Origin of the sequence: Xanthobacter aminoxidans (assembly GCF_043193615.1) — a bacterium.
Taxonomy (GTDB): domain Bacteria; phylum Pseudomonadota; class Alphaproteobacteria; order Rhizobiales; family Xanthobacteraceae; genus Xanthobacter; species Xanthobacter aminoxidans.
In genome coordinates this window covers 1,138,085-1,155,097 of the sequence record NZ_JBAFUS010000001.1, presented here as the reverse complement: position 1 = coordinate 1,155,097, position 17,013 = coordinate 1,138,085, and the positions used below count along the sequence as shown (strand labels likewise).

Sequence of the window (17,013 nt, the reverse complement as noted above, 5' to 3'; positions counted from 1 at the left end):
TATACAGTCGTGCGCAGATTTCTGCGCGCGTTTCCCGTCCGCGTCAAGCGACCCCTTGACGTACCGGCCCGAATTCGCGACGGTTATAAAAAAGAATAATCATTCTGTCTAACAGAACAAAAAGGCCGCACAGAGCGGCTCAGGAGGAAACATGTCGTTCCGAAGCATGATGGCTGCCGTCGCCGGCTGCCTCGCGAGTTGCATCGCCCTTGCCGGCCCCGCCTCGGCGGAGACTTACCCGGCGCGGCCGGTGACGATGATCGTGCCCTATGCCGCCGGCGGCGCCACCGACGTCGTGGCCCGTGCCGTGGCCGAAAAGCTCACCGGGGCGTGGGGCCAGGCGGTCGTGGTGGACAATCGCGCGGGTGCCGGCACCACCATCGCCGCCCGGACGGTGGCGCAGGCGCCGGGGGACGGCTACCTGCTGTACATGACGACCTCCGCCCACACGATTTCGGGGCACCTCTATCCCGGCCTGACCTTCGACGCGCTGAAGGACTTCGCGCCCATCACCCTCATCACCAAGGTGCCGCTGGTTCTGGTTGTCAGCCCGCAGGTGCCGGCTTCCAACATGGCCGAGTTCCTCGCCTGGCTGGCCAAGGAGGGGGACAAGGTGAACTACGCCTCCCCGGGCATCGGCACCGCGCAGCATCTCTCCGGCGAGCTGTTCAAGATCGCGACCAAGAGCGGCATCACCCACGTGCCCTACAAGGGCGACGCGCCGGCCCTCACCGATCTCATGGGCGGGCAGGTGCAGATGATGCTCGCCACCGCCACTGCCGTCATTCCGCTCATCGAGAGCGGCAAGGTGAAGGCGATCGCCGTCGCCCACAACCGCCGCCTCGGCGCGCTGCCGCAGGTGCCGACCTTCGCCGAGGCCGGCGTCAAGGACTTCGAGGCCGCCACCTGGTTCGGCCTGCTGGCGCCGGCGAAGATCAAGCCGGAGCTGGTGGAGAAGATCTACGCCGACGTGTCGAAGATCGTCGCGGAGCCGGACATGCGCCGCCGCATCGAGCAGCTCGGCGGCGACGTGGTCAACAGCACGCCCGCCGAATTCGCGACCTTCATGAAAGAGGAGAGCGGCAAGTGGGCCGCCGCGGTGAAGGCGTCCGGCGCTTCGCTCAAGTAGGGCTCCCTGTCCCGGTTCGCGTTCGGCGCAGGCCGGGATGCGGGTGTCGGGCGCGGTGTCGCCGTCCCTCAGGCGGCGCCGCGCTCGACCTGTCCGGTGGGACGCTGGAAATGGGGCCAGGTGCCACCGAGCGTGCGCGTCAGCCGCTCCGCCTGCGGCAGAAGCTCGGCGCGCATGATGGCGACCTGCTCCGGCGAAAAGCGCTCGCGTGGGCCTGACAAGGAGAGCGTGCCAAATAGCCCCGCGGGGCCGAATACGGGCGCGGCAACCGCCGCGCAGGCGGGATCGCGTTCGCCCAGGGATACCGCCAAGCCTTCGGTGCGGATTGCGTCGTAGCGCGGCCCCGGTTCACCGTCGAAGGCCAGCAGGACATGCCCGCCGGCGCCGACCCGTATGGGATAGACATCGCCCGCCGCCACCCTGTCGAGCGTCGCATGGCGCGAATCCACCCGGAATAGGCACAGGCGGTGGCCGGCATCCTGCCGGACATGGAAGGACGAGCTTTCCGTCCCGCGCTCCACCAGATCCTGCAGAACCGGCATCACATGGCCACGCAGCCCGTTGCGCCGCTCATAGGCGATGCCGAGGCGGAAGGCGGCCGGCCCGAGGTCATACCCGCCATCGCGCAGGCGCGTGACGTAGCCGTTGCCTTCCAGCGAGGCCATGAGGCGGAGGATGGTGCTTTTGTAGAACCCCGTCAGGCGGGAGAGATCCGCCAGGCTGACGGGACCGTTCGCGCGCTCCAGCGCGCTGACGATAGTAAGCGCCCGCTCCACGGCGGCGACACCGCCGCCGTCAGGCGCACTGAGGGTCTTGGACTCGGACACACGAATCTCCAGTACGCCCGCCGGCCTGAGCCGAACGGGCGATGGATGATCGCAGAAGCGGCCGGCAATTGGAACGCTTCCTGCGGTGCGAGACGGCCCGCAGGGAGCGGTCTGGTCTCGGCCCCGGCTCGGGCCTCAGTTCGATTTGGCGACGATGCGGCTGACCACCGGCCAATAGAGATCGCCAAACCCCTCGGCCTGCGTCTTCTCCAGCAACTGGTCGGCGAGTTCCGCGCCTTGCAGCCGCAGCCCCACGGACTGCGCGAGGGACAGCGCGTAGCCGATGTCCTTGCGGGCATAAGTGGTGGAGAAGGCGCGCTCCGGGAAGGTCTCCGCCACCACCGCCTTCATGCCATGGTTGCGCAGGGCGAAGCTGTCGGCCGATCCCTTCATCAGGGTCTCGAACAGCAGCTTGCCGTCGACCCCGGCGCGCGTGGCCGTGGCCATCGCCTCGCTCAGCGCCACCACCGTCTCCACCAGCACCATGTTGTTCAGGATCTTGACGATCTGCCCCGCTCCGATCGGCCCGCAATGGGTGATGTCGCTGGCGAAGGTGGCGAGCAGCGGGCGAACGACGTCGAAGGTCGGCTGGTCCGCGCCCACCATGATGGAGAGCGTGCCTTCCTCGGCCGCCTGACGGGTGCGCGCGATGGGCGCATCCGCATAGTGCGCGCCGGCCGCGACGAACTTCGCCGCGATGTCCCGCGTCAGCTCCACCGGCGAGGTGCCGAGGTCCACGATCACCTGCCCCGGACGGGTATGGGCGAGAAGGCCGTCCGCGCCGAGGGTCACGGCCTCCACATGGGCGCCACTCGGGAGCGCCATGAAGATCACGTCGCACGCCTCGGACAGCGCGGAGAGGCTGGCCGCGCGGGTCACCCCGGAAGCGGCGAGCCGCTCCAGCGGCGCGTCCGCCCGGTCGAAGCCGAGGACCGGCCGCCCGCTCTTCTGTGCGAGGTTGCGGCACATGGGCTCGCCCATGACGCCGAGCCCGATGAAACCGACGCTGCCGCTCATTGTCCCATGCCTTCCTCGGGCACCAGCTTGCCCATGTCCCAATAGATGCCCTTCGCCTGCTGGTAGAGGCGGACGCCGGAAATGCCCTTCTCGCGGCCGATGCCGCTTTCCTTGAAGCCGCCGAACGGCGTCGCCACGGAGAGCTGCTTGTAGGTGTTGATCCAGATGGTGCCGGCCTCGATGGCCCGCGCCACGCGCCACGCGCGCCGGTAGTCGGCCGTCCAGATGCCGCAGGCGAGGCCGTAGACGCTGTCGTTGGCCTGGGCGACGAGGTCCGCCTCGTCGGAGAAGGGCAGGATCACCAGAACGGGGCCGAAGATCTCTTCCTGTGCCACCCGCGCCGCATTGGTCAGCCCGCCGATGAGGGTGGGCAGATAGAAGGCGCCGTTGGCGAGCGCAGCCTGTTCGGGCCGGCGGCCGCCGGCGATAATGTCGCCGCCCTCCTTGCGGGCGATGTCCACCATGCCTTCCACCCGGTCGCGGTGGGGGAAGGAGGCGAGGGGCCCCATCTTCGAGGCCGGCTCCGTGGGCATTCCCACCGCCAGCGCCTCGGTCTTCGCCTTCAGGCGATCGACGAAGGCGTTGTAGACGGACTTCTGCACGAACAGACGCGAGCCGGCGACGCAGGACTGGCCGGAGCCCTCGAAGATGCCGCCCATGACACCGGCCACCGCCGCATCGAGATCGGCGTCCTCGAACACGATGTTCGGCGACTTGCCGCCGAGTTCCAGCGCGGTGGGAATGAGCCGGTCGGCGCAGATGCGGCCGATGGCGCGCCCGGTGCCGGTGCCGCCGGTGAACGACACCATGCGCACGCCCGGATGCTGCACCAGCGCGACGCCGGTATCGCCGCCGAGGCCCGTCACCACATTGAGGATGCCGGGGGGCAGGCCCGCTTCCGCGGCGATGCGGGCGACGAGAATGGCGGCGGTGGGCGTCACCTCGGACGGCTTCACGATGATGGCGTTGCCGGCGGCGAGCGCCGGGGCCACCTTCTGGGCCTCCATGGTGAGCGGCGAATTCCAGGGGGTGATGGCGGCGATGACGCCCATGGGCTCATAGACCGTCATGGACAGGTAGTCGCCGCGCGCCGGTGTCACCTCGGAGCCGAGCGTCTCGCAGACCGCCGCGAAGTAGCGGAAGGTGGCGATGGCGCTCGCCACCTGGGTGCGGCACTCGGCGATGACCTTGCCGTTCTCGCGCATCTGGATGGCGGCAAGCTCATCGGCGTTGGCGGCCATGCCGTCAGCGATGCGGGCGATGATGCGGGCGCGTTCGTGGGGCCGCATGTTGCGCCACGCGGCGGACCGCACGGCCTGCTGCGCCGAGGCGACGGCGGCGTCCACATCGGCGGCGGAGGCGGCGGAGAGTTCATAGTTCACCTCGCCGGTCGCCGGGTTGCGGGAGACGAAGGTGGGGCCGGTGCCCGTGACGGGCTTTCCGGAGACGAAGAAAGGCAATGGGCTCATGAGATCCTCGCAGGGGAGCCGGCCCGCGTCGTGCGCGGGCGCGGCAAGGCGGATCAGCGCTTGACGAGCGGGCACTCGCTCTCGCTCAGGGGGCGGAAGGATTCGGAGCCGGGGAAGCGCTCGACCGTCTTGTAATAGTCGAACTCGTACTTCGACTCCGCCGGCGTCTTCACCTGCATCAGGTACATGTCGTGCAGCACGCGGCCATCGGCGCGGATGACGACATCCTTGTTGTACATGTCGTTCACCTTCATCTCGTGCATCTTGGCCGCGACCTTCTCGCCGTCCTTGGTGCCGAGCGCCTTCACCGCCGCCAGATAGTGCTTCACGCCGCTATAGACGCCGGCATGGATCATGGAGGGGACACGCCCGCCCATCTGGGCCTCGAAGCGCTTGGTCCAGGCGCGGGTCTCGTCGGTGAGGTCCCAGTAGAAGGAGGTGGTCACCTTCAGGCCCTGCGCGGCCTTCACGCCCAGCGCCTTCACGTCGGTGATGAAGACGAGGAGGCCGGCGAGCTGCTGCCCGCCCTCGACGATGCCGAATTCGCCCGCCTGCTTGATGGCGGTCTGCACGTCGCGGCCCGAGGTGGCGAGGCCCACCACGTTCGCCTTCGAGGCCTGCGCCTGAAGGAGGAAGGAGGAGAAGTCGTTGGTGCCGAGCGGATGCGCCGCCTGGCCGACCACCTTGCCCCCCGCCGCCTCGATGAACTTGGTGGCGTCGCGCTGGAGCGCGTGGCCGAAGGCGTAGTCCGCCGTGATGAAATACCAGCTCTTGCCGCCGGCCTTGGTGATGGCCTGGCTGGTGATCTTGGCCAGAGCGTAGGTGTCGTAGGTGAAGTGGAAGGAGTAGGGCGAGCAGGCCTTGCCCGTGAAGTCCGACGAGGCCGGGCCGTTCACGATGAAGATCTTCTTGCGCTCCTTGGCCGCCTCCAGGATCGCGAAGCCGGCCGAGGAGGCCGCGCCGTCCGCGATCAGATCCACGCCCTGGGTATCGAACCACTTGCGGGCGGTGGCGGAGGCGATGTCCGCCTTGTTCTGGTGGTCGGCATCGATGATCTCGATGCGCTGGCCGATCACTTCGTTGGCGAAGTCTTCCGCCGCCAGCTTGGCGGCGATGACGGAACCGCGCCCGCCGTTGTCGGCGAACACGCCGGACTGGTCGTTCAGGATGCCGATGCGGATCACGTCATCGGCGGCCCGTACCGCGACGGGGGCGGTGGCGAGGGCCATGCCAAGGGCGGCCGCGGCGAGCCTCTTCGTTGTCTTCATTCTGGGTTTCCTCCTCGGTTTTCTTTCTTGGGTTATGGTTGGCTGGCGCGCCGCCGGACGTCGTCCAGCACGGGCGCGATGTAGCGGCGGAACTGCTCGGGGTTCTCGCTCATGGGGAAGTGGCCGAGACGCTCCATCACCGTCACCTGCGCCCCGGAGATGGAGCGGGCGGTGCGGAGCGTGTCGTCGGGCGAGCAGGAATAGTCGTATTCGCCCGTGAGCAGGTAGAGCGGGCAGACCTTGGTGTCGATGGCGGCGGTGCGACCGCGCAGGTCGCCATCGACGCGGTAGAAATACAGGTCGCCCTTGAACACGCCCGGCCCGCTCTGCTTGTAGTGCCACAGCGTTTCCATGCGCCGCGCAGGGGGGAGGTCGGGCGACATCAGGCCGGAGACCAGCGCCGCGCAGGCTTCGCCGCCGTGGACATCGGGCCGGTTGAGCCATTCCGTGTCGTACCAGGGCTGCTGGAAATCCGCCGCCTCGAGGCCGATCAGCGCGGAAAACTCCGCGGCGTGATCAATGGCGAGGTTGAGCACGATGCGCCCGCCGATGGAGCAACCCATCACCACCGGCCGGGCCAGACCCAGCGCGCCGCAGAAGGCGCGGATGGTGGCGGTGTAGGCCGCCGTGGTGAGGCGATATTCGGTGCCGTCCCAGTCCTCGGGCGGATTGGACTTGCCGTGGAACGGCAGATCGAAGGCGATGACGCGGAAGTGCTGCGTGATCTCGGGATCGGTCAGAAGGTGGCGCCACTGGCGTCCGTCCGAGCCTGCGGTGTGCAGGCAGACGAGCGGGATGCCGCTGCCGGCTTCTTCGAAATAGACGCGATGCGGCCGGCCTTCGATGGGGAAGGTCACATAGCGGCCGATCATCGGCTCGATTTGGGGCTCGATGCGCGCGGGAACGGTCGTGCTCATGCCCGCACCTCCCGCGGCAGCGCCAGAAGGTCCTTGAAATACTGAAGGTTGGCGATGAAGGGGTGGAGGTCGCCCTCCAGCGTCGCCGCTCCCCGCTTGGTGAGGGCCAGAAGGTCGTGCCAGCCCGCCTTCGGCATGGGCTGCCAGAACTCCATCCACGCCTCGGGGCGCGCGCGATAGGCGAAACGCCAGTTCGCCATCACCTTCGGCGCCTCGTCCATGCGGACGATGCGTCCCTGCTCGATCCGGACTCGAAAGGGCCGGCTGGGGATGCCCACGAGCCAGTCAACCGAGAGGAAGCGGCCGCGCTCCTGAAGGGCCGGCGCGCGTTCGAGCAGGTCGGGCAGGCGGAGGAGCCGCGCCACCACGTCGTCTTCTGAGTCCACCGGCTTCCTCCCGACTATCGTTCTTCTAGACAGAACATCTGTTCTTTTTTCGAAGTCGAATATACAGAGGGGTAGACCGCTGGCAAGTGGCTTGAACGAGAGCGGGTCACAGGGAGGTAACGATGGAGTGGGAGGTCTACGCCCTGCGCTACGGCGACCAGCAGCGCACGCGCGGCATGAACTTCATCGGCGCGGGAGACCCGCACGACACGCCGATGCCGCTCGACTTCTACGTCTGGCTTCTGCGCAGCGGCAGCCGCCTGATCGCCGTGGACACCGGCTTTGCGAAGGTCGGCACGCCGCCGCGGGGGCGGCGCATCCTGCGCGATGTCGCGACGGCCTATGCCGATCTCGGCTGCGATCCGGCGGACGTCGGGGACGTCATCATCACCCACCTCCACTACGACCACGCCGGCAACCTCGATCTCTTCCCGAACGCCACCTTCCACCTGCAGGAACGGGAGATGGGCTTCGCCACGGGGCGGCATATGTGCGTGGCCTGCATGCGCCACGCCTTCGATGTGGAGGACGTGGTGAAGATGGTGCGCGCCCTCTATGCGGGCCGGGTGCGCTTCCACGCCGGCGACGGGGAGGTGGCGCCCGGCGTCAGTGTCCACCATGTGGGCGGCCACACGGACGGATTGCAGATGGTGCGTGTGGAGACCGCGCGCGGCCCCCTCGTCCTCGCCAGCGATGCCAGCCACTTCTACGCCAACATGCAGGAAGGCCTGCCCTTCCCGATCGTCTTCAACCTCGGCGACATGGCCGCCGGTTGGGGGGGCGCGCGCGTGCTGGCAGAGGGCCGGGAGGAGATGATCGTGCCCGGCCACGATCCACGGGTCCGCGTGCTCTATCCGGCAGTGGAAGGCAGTGGGGGAGAAACCCTCGCGCTGCATCTCCCGAGGATTGCCTGAGGTCGGACAGCTCGAATCTGTGTTGCGAAGCGATGTTCGGGCGATGTCCGGACATCGCCCGACGCCACGGTTGCCGTCGCCTGCGCTCTCAGATGCGGGGCGTGGGCAAATCGAGTTCCTGCGTGATCCAGCTGGCGAACATGCGCACCGCCCGACGTGCTTTCGCGGCGCGGGGGAAGACCAGATAGTGGCCGACATAAATGACGTCGTTCGCCTTGCCGGCGAGCGGCGCCACCAATTGCCCGCGCGCGATCTCGCGCTCGGCAAGGCGGGTGGATTCAAGCGCGATCCCGAGCCCGTCCACCGCCGCGGCGATGGCCATGAAGGAGCGGTCGAAGCGCGAGCCGCGCGGGCCAGGCGGGGCCACGCCGTTGGATTCGAACCAGTGGTTCCAGCGCACGCGCTTGTTGTCGCTCTCGATGAGGTCGTGTTCGAGCAGGTCCAGCGGTCCTGAAATGCGGGCGGCCATTTCCGGCGCGCACAGGGGCGTCACCGTCTCCTCGCCGAGGGGCACCACGATCAGCCCTTCCTGCCGCGGCGGGCCGTAGCAGATGTCGGCGTCGAACTCGTCATGCTCGAAGCGCGGGTAGTCCACGCCCGCCGCGAGCCGCACCTCCAACCCCGGCTGCTTGGCCAGCAGCGTGCGCAACCGGGGGAGCAGCCATTGCGCCGCCAGTGACGGCGCGCAATGCAGGCGCAGCAGGTTCACCGAGCGGGCGCCGACCATCTCGATGCCCTGCCGCATCTCGTCGAATCCCGCCGCCACATGGCGCATCAGCGCCTCGCCGGCGGGATTGAGCCGCACCGCCCGGCCTTCCCGCTCGAACAGGGCGGCGCCCATCAGGTCCTCCAGCTTGCGCACGGCGTGGCTGATGGCGCTGGGCGAGATGCCCAGCTCCTCCCCGGCGACGCGGAACGAGCCGCGGCGCGCGGCCGACTCGAAAGCCTGCAAGGCGGACAGGGGAAGGCGCTTCATGATGAGCCCTCATGACAGCGGCCGCCACGGCAGTCCGGACGGCCCACGGCTTTAGATGAACATGGTTCATCCATTCGCGCAATTTTTGCGTTTTTCAGCCGGGGAAAGAGGAGCCAGTATCATTCATACAAAAAGAGGCCCCTCGTGGAGGAAACCATGTTGCTTCAGAACAAGACCGCCGCCATTTCCGGCGCCGCCAGCGCCCGCGGCATTGGTCTTGCCACGGCGAAGCTGTTCGCCGCCCATGGCGCGCGCATCGCCATTCTCGACATCGACGAGGCCGCCGCCAAGGCCGCCGCCGCCGAGCTCGGCCCCCAGCACATCGGCGTCGGCTGCGACGTCGCCAACAAGGCTTCGTGCCAGGCGGCCGCCGATGCGGTGATCGCGGCGTTCGGCCATGTGGACATCCTCGTCAACAACGCCGGCGTGACCCAGCCGGTGAAGACCCTCGACATCGACGAGGCGAGCTGGGACCGCATCCAGGACATCAACTGCAAGGGCGTCCTGTTCCTCAGCCAGGTGTTCATCCCGCACATGCGTGAGCGCAAGTCCGGCTCCATCGCCTGCATGTCGTCGGTGTCCGCGCAGCGCGGCGGCGGCATCTTCGGTGGCCCGCATTATTCGTCCGCGAAGGCGGGCGTGCTCGGCCTCGCCAAGGCGATGGCCCGCGAGTTCGGCGTGGACGGCATCCGCGTGAACTGCGTCACCCCCGGCCTGATCCAGACCGACATCACCGGCGGCAAGCTGACCGACGAGATGCGCAAGGACATCCTGAAGGGCATCCCGCTCAACCGCCTCGGCGATGCGAGCGACGTGGCCGGCATCTATCTCTTCCTCGCCAGCGACCTGTCCGCCTACGTCACCGGCGCGGTGATCGACGTCAACGGCGGCATGCTGATCCACTAAGGCATTCCCGGCGAACTCAGGTCCGCCGGAAATACCCTAGGCTTTTGGCGCTACGCCTTTTCTTCACGCGAACCGGAAACCGCTTCGCTTGAAAATGCTCCAATCCCGGTCCGCCACGGCGCGTTGGGGACGGCTGGTCGCAGGGCGATCGGGGCCGTCCCGGCGCGGGCGCTCCTCTACAGGAACAGGGACATGACCATTTCACCTTCAAACGTCTCGCTGGAGCGGCGCGCCTGGAACATCCGGCGTCATGCCATCCGCATGGGCGAGGTGCAGGGGCAGGGCTATATCGCCCAGGCCCTCGACATCGCCGATGTGCTGGCCACCGCCTATTTCCACGCCATGCGCTACGAGCCCCAGAACCCCGAATGGGAGGGGCGCGACCGCTTCCTGCTCTCCAACGGCCATTATGCGATCGCGCTCTATGCGGCGCTGATCGAGGCCGGCATCGTCCCCGAGGACGAGCTGGAGACCTACGGCTTCGACGACAGCCGCCTGCCCATGTCGGGCATGGCGGCCTACACTCCGGGCATGGAAATGTCCGGCGGCTCGCTCGGTCTCGGCCTGTCAATCGCGGTGGGCAAGTGTCTCGGCCTCAAGCGCAAGGGTTCGGACAGCCGGGTCTACACCCTGTTCTCCGACGGCGAGCTGGACGAGGGCTCGGTGTGGGAGGCCATCATGTCGGCCGCCCACTACAAGCTCGACAACCTCATCGCCATCGTCGACGTGAACAACCAGCAGGCGGACGGCCCCTCCACCTCCATGCTCGGCTTCGAGCCGCTGCCGGAGAAACTCGCGGCCTTCAACTGGTTCGTTCAGCGGGTGGACGGCAACGACCTCGACGCCGTGCGCGCCGCCTTCGATGCCGCCAAGACCGCCAATGGCGGCCGGCCCAGCATGATCATCGCCGACACGCTCATGGGCAAGGGTATCCCCTTCCTCGAGGCGCGCGACAAGAACCATTTCATCCGTGTGGATGCCCATGAGTGGCAGCTGGCCCTGGCCGCCCTCGACGAGAGGAAGCCCGCATGAAACCCGCTTCGGCTCACCCCGCTCCCGCCGCCAAGACGGACGCCCCCGCCAAGCCGCGCCTGACCACCTCCGCCATGATCGCGTCCATCGCGGGCGAAGGGCAGCGCACCAAGCCGGCCCCCTTCGGCCACGCGCTGGTGACGGCCGCACAGAACGATCCCTCCATCGTCGGCATGACGGCGGATCTCGGCAAGTATACGGACCTGCACATCTTCCAGCAGGCCTTCCCGGATCGCTACTACCAGATGGGCATGGCCGAGCAGCTCCTGTTCGGCGCGGCCTCCGGCCTTGCGGCGGAAGGCTTCACACCCTTCGCCACCACCTATGCGGTGTTCGCCTCGCGCCGGGCCTATGACTTCATCCACCAGACGATCGCGGAAGAAGACCGCAACGTGAAGATCGTCTGCGCCCTGCCGGGCCTCACCTCCGGCTACGGCCCCTCGCATCAGGCGGCCGAGGATTTGGCGCTCATGCGCGCCATCCCGAACATGACCGTGATCGACCCGTGCGACGCGCATGAGATCGAGCAGGCGGTGCCGGCCATCGTCGCCCACAAGGGCCCGGTCTACATGCGCCTGCTGCGCGGCCAGGTGCCGCTCGTGCTCGACGAGTACGGCTACACCTTCGAGCTGGGCAAGGCGAAGATGCTGCGCGACGGCTACGAGGTGCTGTTCGTCTCGTCCGGCATCATGACCATGCGCGCGCTGGAAGCTGCCAAGGCGCTCGAGGCGGACCGCGTGGACGTGGGCGTGCTGCATGTGCCCACCATCAAGCCGCTCGACACCGCGACCATCCTGGAGGCCTGCGCCAAGCCCGGCCGCCTCGTGGTGGTGGTTGAGAACCACACCGTCATCGGCGGCCTCGGCGAGGCGGTGGCGGGGCTCCTGATGCGCGCGGGTGTCCACCCCGCGTTCCGCATGATCGGCCTGCCCGACGAATTCCTGGCGGCCGGCGCGCTGCCGACCCTGCACGATCGCTACGGCATCTCCACCGACGCGCTCTGCGCGCAGGTGAAGGGCTGGCTCAAGTAGTCGAAGGGTTCAAGTCATCCATACGGCTCCAGCCCCCGGCAAGAGGGGCGGGCCGAGCGGGAGGAAAAGATGAAGAAGATCGGCTTTGTGGGGCTCGGCTCCATGGGCCTGCCGATGGCGGTCAACCTCGCCCGCGCCGGCTTCGCCGTGACGGGTTTCGACATCCGGCCCGAAGCCGGGGCGAAACTCGCCGACGCCGGGGGCGCGGCCGCGGCCAGCCTCGCAGACGCCTTCGCCGGCCAGGATGCCGCGGTGCTGATGGTGGTGAATGCCACCCAGGCCGAGGATATCCTGTTCGGCGCGGGCGCATTGGCGCATCTGCCCGAGGGGGGCACGGTCATCCTGATGGCCACCTGCCCGCCGGCCGCCGTCGCGGCCCTTGCCAGACGTGTGGAGGCCGAAGGCCGCCGCCTCGTCGACGCCCCCGTCTCCGGCGGTGTGGTCGGGGCCGAGGCGGGCAGCCTCACCATCATGGTGGCGGCACCGTCCGACCTGTTCACGCAGGTGAAGCCGGTGCTGGACGCCATGGGCTCCAAGGTCGTCCTGCTGGGCGACAAGGCCGGGCAGGGCGCCACCGCCAAGGCGGTGAACCAGCTCCTGTGCGGCGTGCATCTGGCGGTCGCCGGCGAGGCCCTGTCGCTGGCCGAGACCCTCGGCCTCGACATGAACGCCATGCTCGACATCGTCTCCGGCTCCGCCGCCTCCAGCTGGATGCTGCGGGACCGCGGCCCGCGCATGCTGGAGAGCGAACCGCGCGTGACCAGCGCGGTGGACATCTTCGTGAAGGATCTCGGCATCGTGATGGAAGCCGGTGCCGGTGCGAAGACCGCGCTGCCGCTGGCGGCAACCGCCCACCAGATGTTCCTCGCCGTCTCCGGCCAGGGCAAGGGCACAAAGGACGACAGCAAGGTCATCGACGCCTACCGCGCCCTCCAGGGCCGGGCCTAGTCCCCTCTTTCCAAACGACCAAGCCGCCGAAAGCGGCACACTAGGGAGAAAACACCATGACACCGACCAAAAACGGCCTGACCCGCCGTCATGTGCTGGCCGCAGGCGCCGCGCTGCCGCTGTTCAGCATCCTCACCCGCCGGGGCGAGGCCGCCGAATTCACCTACAAGTACGCCACCGGCCAGGACCCCACCCACCCGGTGAACAAGCGCGCGCAGGAAGCCCTCGACCGCATCCGCGAGGCCACTTCCGGCCGCGTCGAGATCAAGCTGTTCCCGGCCAACCAGCTCGGCTCCGACACCGATCTGCTCGCCCAGGTGCGCTCGGGCGGCGTGGAGTTCTTCAACCTCTCCACCTCGATCCTCGCGACGCTGGTTCCGGTCTCCGGCATCGTCAACACCGGCTTCGCCTTCCCCGACTACGCGACCGTGTGGAAGGCGGTGGACGGCGATCTCGGCAAGTACATCCGGACGCAGATCGAGAAGACCGGCCTCGTCGCTCCCGCCAAGTTCTGGGACAACGGCTTCCGCCAGATCACCTCGTCCACCCGCGAGATCCGCACCCCGCAGGATCTGAACGGCTTCAAGATCCGTGTCCCGCCCGCGCCCATGCTGACCTCGGTGTTCAAGTCGCTGAATGCTGGCGCCACGCCCATCAACTTCAACGAGCTTTATTCCGCGCTCCAGACCAAGGTGGTCGAGGGCCAGGAGAACCCGCTCGCGATCATCGCTTCCACCCGTCTCTACGAGGTGCAGAAGTCCTGCTCCATGACCGGCCACGTGTGGGACGGCTACGTCATCCTCGGCAACCGCCGCGCCTGGGGCACGCTGCCTGAGGACGTCCGCGCCGTCATCACCCGCGAACTGGACAAGTCTGCGGTCGACCAGCGCGCCGACATCGCCTCGCTCAACCAGAGCCTGCGCGCGGACCTCACCGCCAAGGGCATCACCTTCATCGACGTGGACCGCGAGCAGTTCCGCAAGGCGCTGGCCTCCACCCCCTTCTACGGCGAGTGGAAGGCCAAGTATGGCGATGAAGCGTGGGGCCTGCTCGAGGCCGCCGTCGGCAAGCTCGGGGGGTGAACATGTCCCAGCACGTATCCCACTCCATGCCCCCGCCGAAACACGCGCTGGGGGAAGCCCACGCGCTGGACGAGAGCCACGCGCTGCACGAAGCCTACGCCACAGAGGAAGCGCCGCCCCCGGCGCTTCCCACCGGCTGGCGCCGCGCCGTATTCGGTGTGGAAACCGCCATCTGCCGCGTGGTGGAATATCTCGCCGCAGCCCTTGTGCTGGCGGAGATCACCGTGCTCTTCGTCGGCGTGGTGAAGCGCTATGCGCTGCACAGCCCCATCGTGTGGTCGGACGAGCTTGCGTCCGTCCTCTTCATCTGGCTCGCCATGTTCGGCGCCGTGCTGGCGCTCCAGCGCGATAGCCACATGCGCATGACCGCGCTGGTGAGCATGGCCTCGCCGCGCGTTCGATCGGTGCTGGAGACGCTGGCCCTGGCCGCGCCCCTGGTGTTCCTCGTGGCGGTGCTGCATCCCGCCATCGAGTATGCCGAAGACGAGATGTTCGTCACGCTGCCGGCCCTCGACGTGCCCAACACATGGAAGGCGGCTGCGTTGCCCATCGGCATTGGCCTCATGGCGCTGGTGAGCTTCCTGAAAGTGGTGCGCGCGGCCAATCCCAAGCAGGTGGCCGTGGTGTGCGTCTGCCTCCTGCTGGCGGTCGGTCTCGGCCATGTGGCCTCGCCCTGGCTGAAGACGCTGGGCAACTACAACCTGCTCATCTTCCTCGTGGGCCTCGTGGCGGCGTCGGTGTTCGCCGGCGTGCCCATCGCCTTCTCGTTCGGCCTCGCGACAGTGGGCTATCTCACCTTCACGACCACGACGCCGCTCGCGGTGGTGGTGGGGCGCATGGACGAGGGCATGAGCCACCTCATTCTGCTGTCGGTGCCGCTGTTCGTGTTCCTCGGCCTGCTCATCGAGATGACCGGCATGGCGCGGGCGCTGGTGGGTTTCCTCGCCAGCCTCCTCGGGCATGTGCGCGGCGGCCTCTCCTACGTGCTGATCGGCGCCATGTATCTCGTCTCGGGCATCTCCGGCTCGAAGGCGGCGGACATGGCGGCGGTGACGCCGGTGCTGTTCCCGGAAATGGTGAAGCGCGGCGCCAAGAAGGGCGATCTCGTGGCCCTGCTCGCCGCCACCGGCGCGCAGACGGAGACGATCCCGCCCTCCCTCGTGCTGCTCACCATCGGCTCGGTCACGGGCGTGTCCATCGCGGCGCTGTTCACCGGCGGACTTCTGCCCGCTCTGGTGCTCGGCCTCGCGCTGTGCCTCCTCGTGCGCTACCGCTACCGCAACGACGACCTCTCCAACGTCAAGCGCGTCTCGGCCAAGGACATCCTGTGGTCCGCTGGCATCGCGCTGCCGGCCATCGCCCTGCCGTTCGTCATCCGCGGCGCGGTGATGGAGGGCATCGCCACGGCGACGGAAGTCTCCACCATCGGCATCATCTATTCCGTGGTGGTGGGCCTGCTCGTCTACCGGCAGTTCGACTGGAGCCGGGTCATCCCGATGATGATCAGCACGGCCGCGCTCTCCGGCGCGATCCTGCTCATCATCGGCGCGGCGACGGGCATGGCCTGGGCGCTCACCCAGTCCGGCTTTTCGCAGGCCCTCGCCCATGTGATGTCCGGCCTGCCGGGCGGCGCGGCCACCTTCATGGTGGTCTCCATCCTCGCCTTCATCATCCTCGGCTCGGTGCTGGAGGGCATCCCGTCCATCGTGCTGTTCGGGCCGCTGCTGTTCCCGATCGCGCGGCAGATGGGCATCCACGAGGTGCACTATGCCATGGTGGTCATCCTCGCCATGGGCATCGGCCTCTTCGCGCCGCCCTTCGGCGTCGGCTACTACTGCGCGACCGCCATCGGCAACGTGAACCCGGACGAGGGCATGAAACCCATCGTCGGCTACATGCTGGTGCTGCTCATCGGACTGGCGGTGGTGGCCGCGGTGCCGTGGATCTCCATCGGCTTCCTGCCCTGAAGAGCGAGCCCGGCGCAGACCGGGCCCCGCCTCGGGGTTACAAGCTCCCTAGCCTGAAGGCCCGCCGGTTCGCCGGTGGGCCTTTTTTTGTCCTGTCCGTGCGGGCACAAGAAAACGCCGGCCGGAAAGGATTCCGGCCGGCGCATCGCGCGAGACTGAAACGTTGCGAGCCGCCTCAGTCCGGCGAAACCACGTTGGAGGGGCGGCCGGCGACGAAGTTCTCGATGTTGTCGATGAGCTGGTCGGCCAGCGCCTGCTGCGCCTCCAGCGAGGCCCAGGCGATGTGCGGGGTGCAGATGACGTTGCGCCGCCGTGCGAGCCGCATGAAGGCGCTGTCGGGGGCCGGGGGCTCCGGCAGGGTGACATCGAGGCCGGCGGCGCTCACCAGCCCTTCGTCGAGGGCGACCTCCAGGTCTTCCTCCATGATCAGCCCGCCGCGCGCGGTATTGATGATGATCGGCCGGTTCTTCATGCGCCGGAAGGCGGCCATGTCGAGCATGCCGCGCGTCTCGTCGGTGAGCGGGCAGTGCAGGGTGATGGCGTGGGAGGTCTCGATCAGCTCGTCGAGGCTCACGACGCCCGCCGTGCCCGGCTTCGCCATGGGATCGTAGAACACCACGTCCATGCCGAAGGCCCGCGCGATGCCGGCCACCTGCGAGCCCAGCACGCCGGCGCCGACGATGCCGAGCCGCCGGCCCGCCAGGTCCACGATGGGGTTGGTGAAGAAGCAGAATTGCTGCGCCGCCTGCCACGCTCCCTCCAGCACCTCGGCCCGGTAGGGCACGATGGAGCGGGCGAGGGAGAGCAGCAGCGCGAAGGTGTGCTCCGGCACGGTGGCCTTGGCATAGCCCCGGATGTTCACCGTGGGGATGCCCTGCGCGGCCGCCGCCTTCTTGTCCACGCAATCGGTGCCGGTGGCAGCAATGGCGATGAGCTTGAGGTTGGGCAGCTGGGCCAGCGTGTCGGCCCGCAGATCCACCTTGTTGTTGATGATGATGGTGGCATCCTTCGCCCGTTCCATCACCTCGCTTGCGCTGGTGCGGGCATGTTCCACCCATTCGTGGGGGAAGGACGGGCGGCGGACCTGAACCTCGGGCGCGATGGTGTCGCGGTCGAGAACGACGATCTTGTGCATGGTGTTGTT

Annotated in this window: 15 protein-coding genes and 1 pseudogene; 8 read left to right on the top strand and 8 right to left on the bottom strand. The window is 68.0% G+C overall.

Annotated elements, in window-relative coordinates; all coding sequences use genetic code 11:
- Nucleotides 1-151: 151 nt before the first annotated feature.
- Nucleotides 152-1,129, top strand: a complete 978-nt coding sequence (locus tag V5F74_RS05250) for a tripartite tricarboxylate transporter substrate binding protein (RefSeq protein ID WP_394006678.1) — start codon at nt 152-154, stop codon at nt 1,127-1,129.
- A gap of 68 nt (nt 1,130-1,197) precedes the next feature.
- Here V5F74_RS05250 and V5F74_RS05245 read toward each other — a convergent pair whose 3' ends face one another.
- The 6 genes from V5F74_RS05245 to V5F74_RS05220 form a co-directional block, all read right to left on the bottom strand.
- Nucleotides 1,198-1,956: an IclR family transcriptional regulator gene (locus tag V5F74_RS05245; protein WP_394006676.1), complete on the bottom strand. Its 759-nt coding sequence runs from the start codon at nt 1,954-1,956 to the stop codon at nt 1,198-1,200.
- Between the two features lie 135 nt (nt 1,957-2,091).
- Entirely contained in the window at nt 2,092-2,973 is an 882-nt protein-coding gene (locus V5F74_RS05240) for an NAD(P)-dependent oxidoreductase (RefSeq protein WP_394006674.1), read from the bottom strand.
- A complete protein-coding gene (locus tag V5F74_RS05235) occupies nt 2,970-4,442 on the bottom strand; it encodes an aldehyde dehydrogenase (RefSeq protein WP_394006672.1) in 1,473 nt (490 codons plus the stop codon). The genes V5F74_RS05240 and V5F74_RS05235 overlap by 4 nt, the downstream gene beginning before the upstream one ends.
- Before the next feature lie 53 nt (nt 4,443-4,495).
- Nucleotides 4,496-5,710 carry an ABC transporter substrate-binding protein gene (locus V5F74_RS05230; RefSeq protein WP_394006670.1) on the bottom strand — a complete coding sequence of 405 codons (1,215 nt, stop codon included), beginning with the start codon at nt 5,708-5,710 and terminating at the stop codon, nt 4,496-4,498.
- A gap of 32 nt (nt 5,711-5,742) precedes the next feature.
- Nucleotides 5,743-6,627, bottom strand: a complete 885-nt coding sequence (locus tag V5F74_RS05225; protein WP_029557548.1) for an alpha/beta fold hydrolase — start codon at nt 6,625-6,627, stop codon at nt 5,743-5,745.
- Nucleotides 6,624-7,013, bottom strand: a complete 390-nt coding sequence (locus V5F74_RS05220) for a hypothetical protein (RefSeq protein ID WP_156026347.1) — start codon at nt 7,011-7,013, stop codon at nt 6,624-6,626. The genes V5F74_RS05225 and V5F74_RS05220 overlap by 4 nt, the downstream gene beginning before the upstream one ends.
- A 122-nt stretch (nt 7,014-7,135) precedes the next feature.
- Here V5F74_RS05220 and V5F74_RS05215 point away from each other — a divergent pair, with 122 nt between their 5' ends.
- A complete protein-coding gene (locus V5F74_RS05215) occupies nt 7,136-7,927 on the top strand; it encodes an N-acyl homoserine lactonase family protein (RefSeq protein ID WP_029557550.1) in 792 nt (263 codons plus the stop codon).
- 88 nt (nt 7,928-8,015) lie between these two features.
- On the opposite strand, the gene V5F74_RS05210 is transcribed toward V5F74_RS05215, so the two are convergent.
- The gene (locus V5F74_RS05210) at nt 8,016-8,903 is read right to left on the bottom strand and encodes a LysR substrate-binding domain-containing protein (RefSeq protein WP_029557551.1); all 888 of its coding nucleotides are present in this window, start codon (nt 8,901-8,903) and stop codon (nt 8,016-8,018) included.
- 156 nt (nt 8,904-9,059) lie between these two features.
- On the opposite strand from V5F74_RS05210, the gene V5F74_RS05205 reads away from it, so the two are divergent.
- The 6 genes and pseudogenes from V5F74_RS05205 (at nt 9,060) to V5F74_RS05180 (ending at nt 15,869) form a co-directional block, all read left to right on the top strand.
- Nucleotides 9,060-9,809 (top strand): SDR family NAD(P)-dependent oxidoreductase, encoded by a 750-nt coding sequence (locus V5F74_RS05205; RefSeq protein ID WP_029557552.1) that lies wholly within the window; start codon nt 9,060-9,062, stop codon nt 9,807-9,809.
- A gap of 192 nt (nt 9,810-10,001) precedes the next feature.
- Complete coding sequence (locus V5F74_RS05200) at nt 10,002-10,841, top strand: transketolase (RefSeq protein ID WP_024280060.1); 840 nt, start codon at nt 10,002-10,004, stop codon at nt 10,839-10,841.
- Nucleotides 10,838-11,872 carry a transketolase family protein gene (locus tag V5F74_RS05195; RefSeq protein WP_029557553.1) on the top strand — a complete coding sequence of 345 codons (1,035 nt, stop codon included), beginning with the start codon at nt 10,838-10,840 and terminating at the stop codon, nt 11,870-11,872. Before V5F74_RS05200 ends, V5F74_RS05195 begins: the two co-directional genes overlap by 4 nt.
- A gap of 57 nt (nt 11,873-11,929) precedes the next feature.
- Nucleotides 11,930-12,820, top strand: a pseudogene (locus V5F74_RS05190) (NAD(P)-dependent oxidoreductase); the annotation flags it as partial.
- A gap of 56 nt (nt 12,821-12,876) precedes the next feature.
- The gene (locus V5F74_RS05185; protein WP_394006666.1) at nt 12,877-13,902 is read left to right on the top strand and encodes a TRAP transporter substrate-binding protein; all 1,026 of its coding nucleotides are present in this window, start codon (nt 12,877-12,879) and stop codon (nt 13,900-13,902) included.
- A 26-nt stretch (nt 13,903-13,928) separates the two neighbouring features.
- A complete protein-coding gene (locus V5F74_RS05180) occupies nt 13,929-15,869 on the top strand; it encodes a TRAP transporter large permease (RefSeq protein ID WP_394007475.1) in 1,941 nt (646 codons plus the stop codon).
- A 175-nt stretch (nt 15,870-16,044) separates the two neighbouring features.
- On the opposite strand, the gene V5F74_RS05175 is transcribed toward V5F74_RS05180, so the two are convergent.
- Nucleotides 16,045-17,004, bottom strand: a complete 960-nt coding sequence (locus V5F74_RS05175) for a D-2-hydroxyacid dehydrogenase (RefSeq protein WP_029557556.1) — start codon at nt 17,002-17,004, stop codon at nt 16,045-16,047.
- Between the last annotated feature and the right edge of the window lie 9 nt (nt 17,005-17,013).

Excerpts from the sequence above, each read along its gene's own strand:
- V5F74_RS05210 (WP_029557551.1), bottom strand. The coding sequence starts at position 8,903 with ATGAAGCGCCTTCCCCTGTCCGCCTTGCAGGCTTTCGAGTCGGCCGCG.
- V5F74_RS05195 (WP_029557553.1), top strand. The coding sequence starts at position 10,838 with ATGAAACCCGCTTCGGCTCACCCCGCTCCCGCCGCCAAGACGGACGCC.
- V5F74_RS05175 (WP_029557556.1), bottom strand. The coding sequence starts at position 17,004 with ATGCACAAGATCGTCGTTCTCGACCGCGACACCATCGCGCCCGAGGTT.
- V5F74_RS05200 (WP_024280060.1), top strand. The coding sequence starts at position 10,002 with ATGACCATTTCACCTTCAAACGTCTCGCTGGAGCGGCGCGCCTGGAAC.
- V5F74_RS05205 (WP_029557552.1), top strand. The coding sequence starts at position 9,060 with ATGTTGCTTCAGAACAAGACCGCCGCCATTTCCGGCGCCGCCAGCGCC.
- V5F74_RS05225 (WP_029557548.1), bottom strand. The coding sequence starts at position 6,627 with ATGAGCACGACCGTTCCCGCGCGCATCGAGCCCCAAATCGAGCCGATG.
- V5F74_RS05250 (WP_394006678.1), top strand. The coding sequence starts at position 152 with ATGTCGTTCCGAAGCATGATGGCTGCCGTCGCCGGCTGCCTCGCGAGT.
- V5F74_RS05240 (WP_394006674.1), bottom strand. The coding sequence starts at position 2,973 with ATGAGCGGCAGCGTCGGTTTCATCGGGCTCGGCGTCATGGGCGAGCCC.
- V5F74_RS05180 (WP_394007475.1), top strand. The coding sequence starts at position 13,929 with ATGCCCCCGCCGAAACACGCGCTGGGGGAAGCCCACGCGCTGGACGAG.
- V5F74_RS05230 (WP_394006670.1), bottom strand. The coding sequence starts at position 5,710 with ATGAAGACAACGAAGAGGCTCGCCGCGGCCGCCCTTGGCATGGCCCTC.
- V5F74_RS05185 (WP_394006666.1), top strand. The coding sequence starts at position 12,877 with ATGACACCGACCAAAAACGGCCTGACCCGCCGTCATGTGCTGGCCGCA.
- V5F74_RS05235 (WP_394006672.1), bottom strand. The coding sequence starts at position 4,442 with ATGAGCCCATTGCCTTTCTTCGTCTCCGGAAAGCCCGTCACGGGCACC.
- V5F74_RS05215 (WP_029557550.1), top strand. The coding sequence starts at position 7,136 with ATGGAGTGGGAGGTCTACGCCCTGCGCTACGGCGACCAGCAGCGCACG.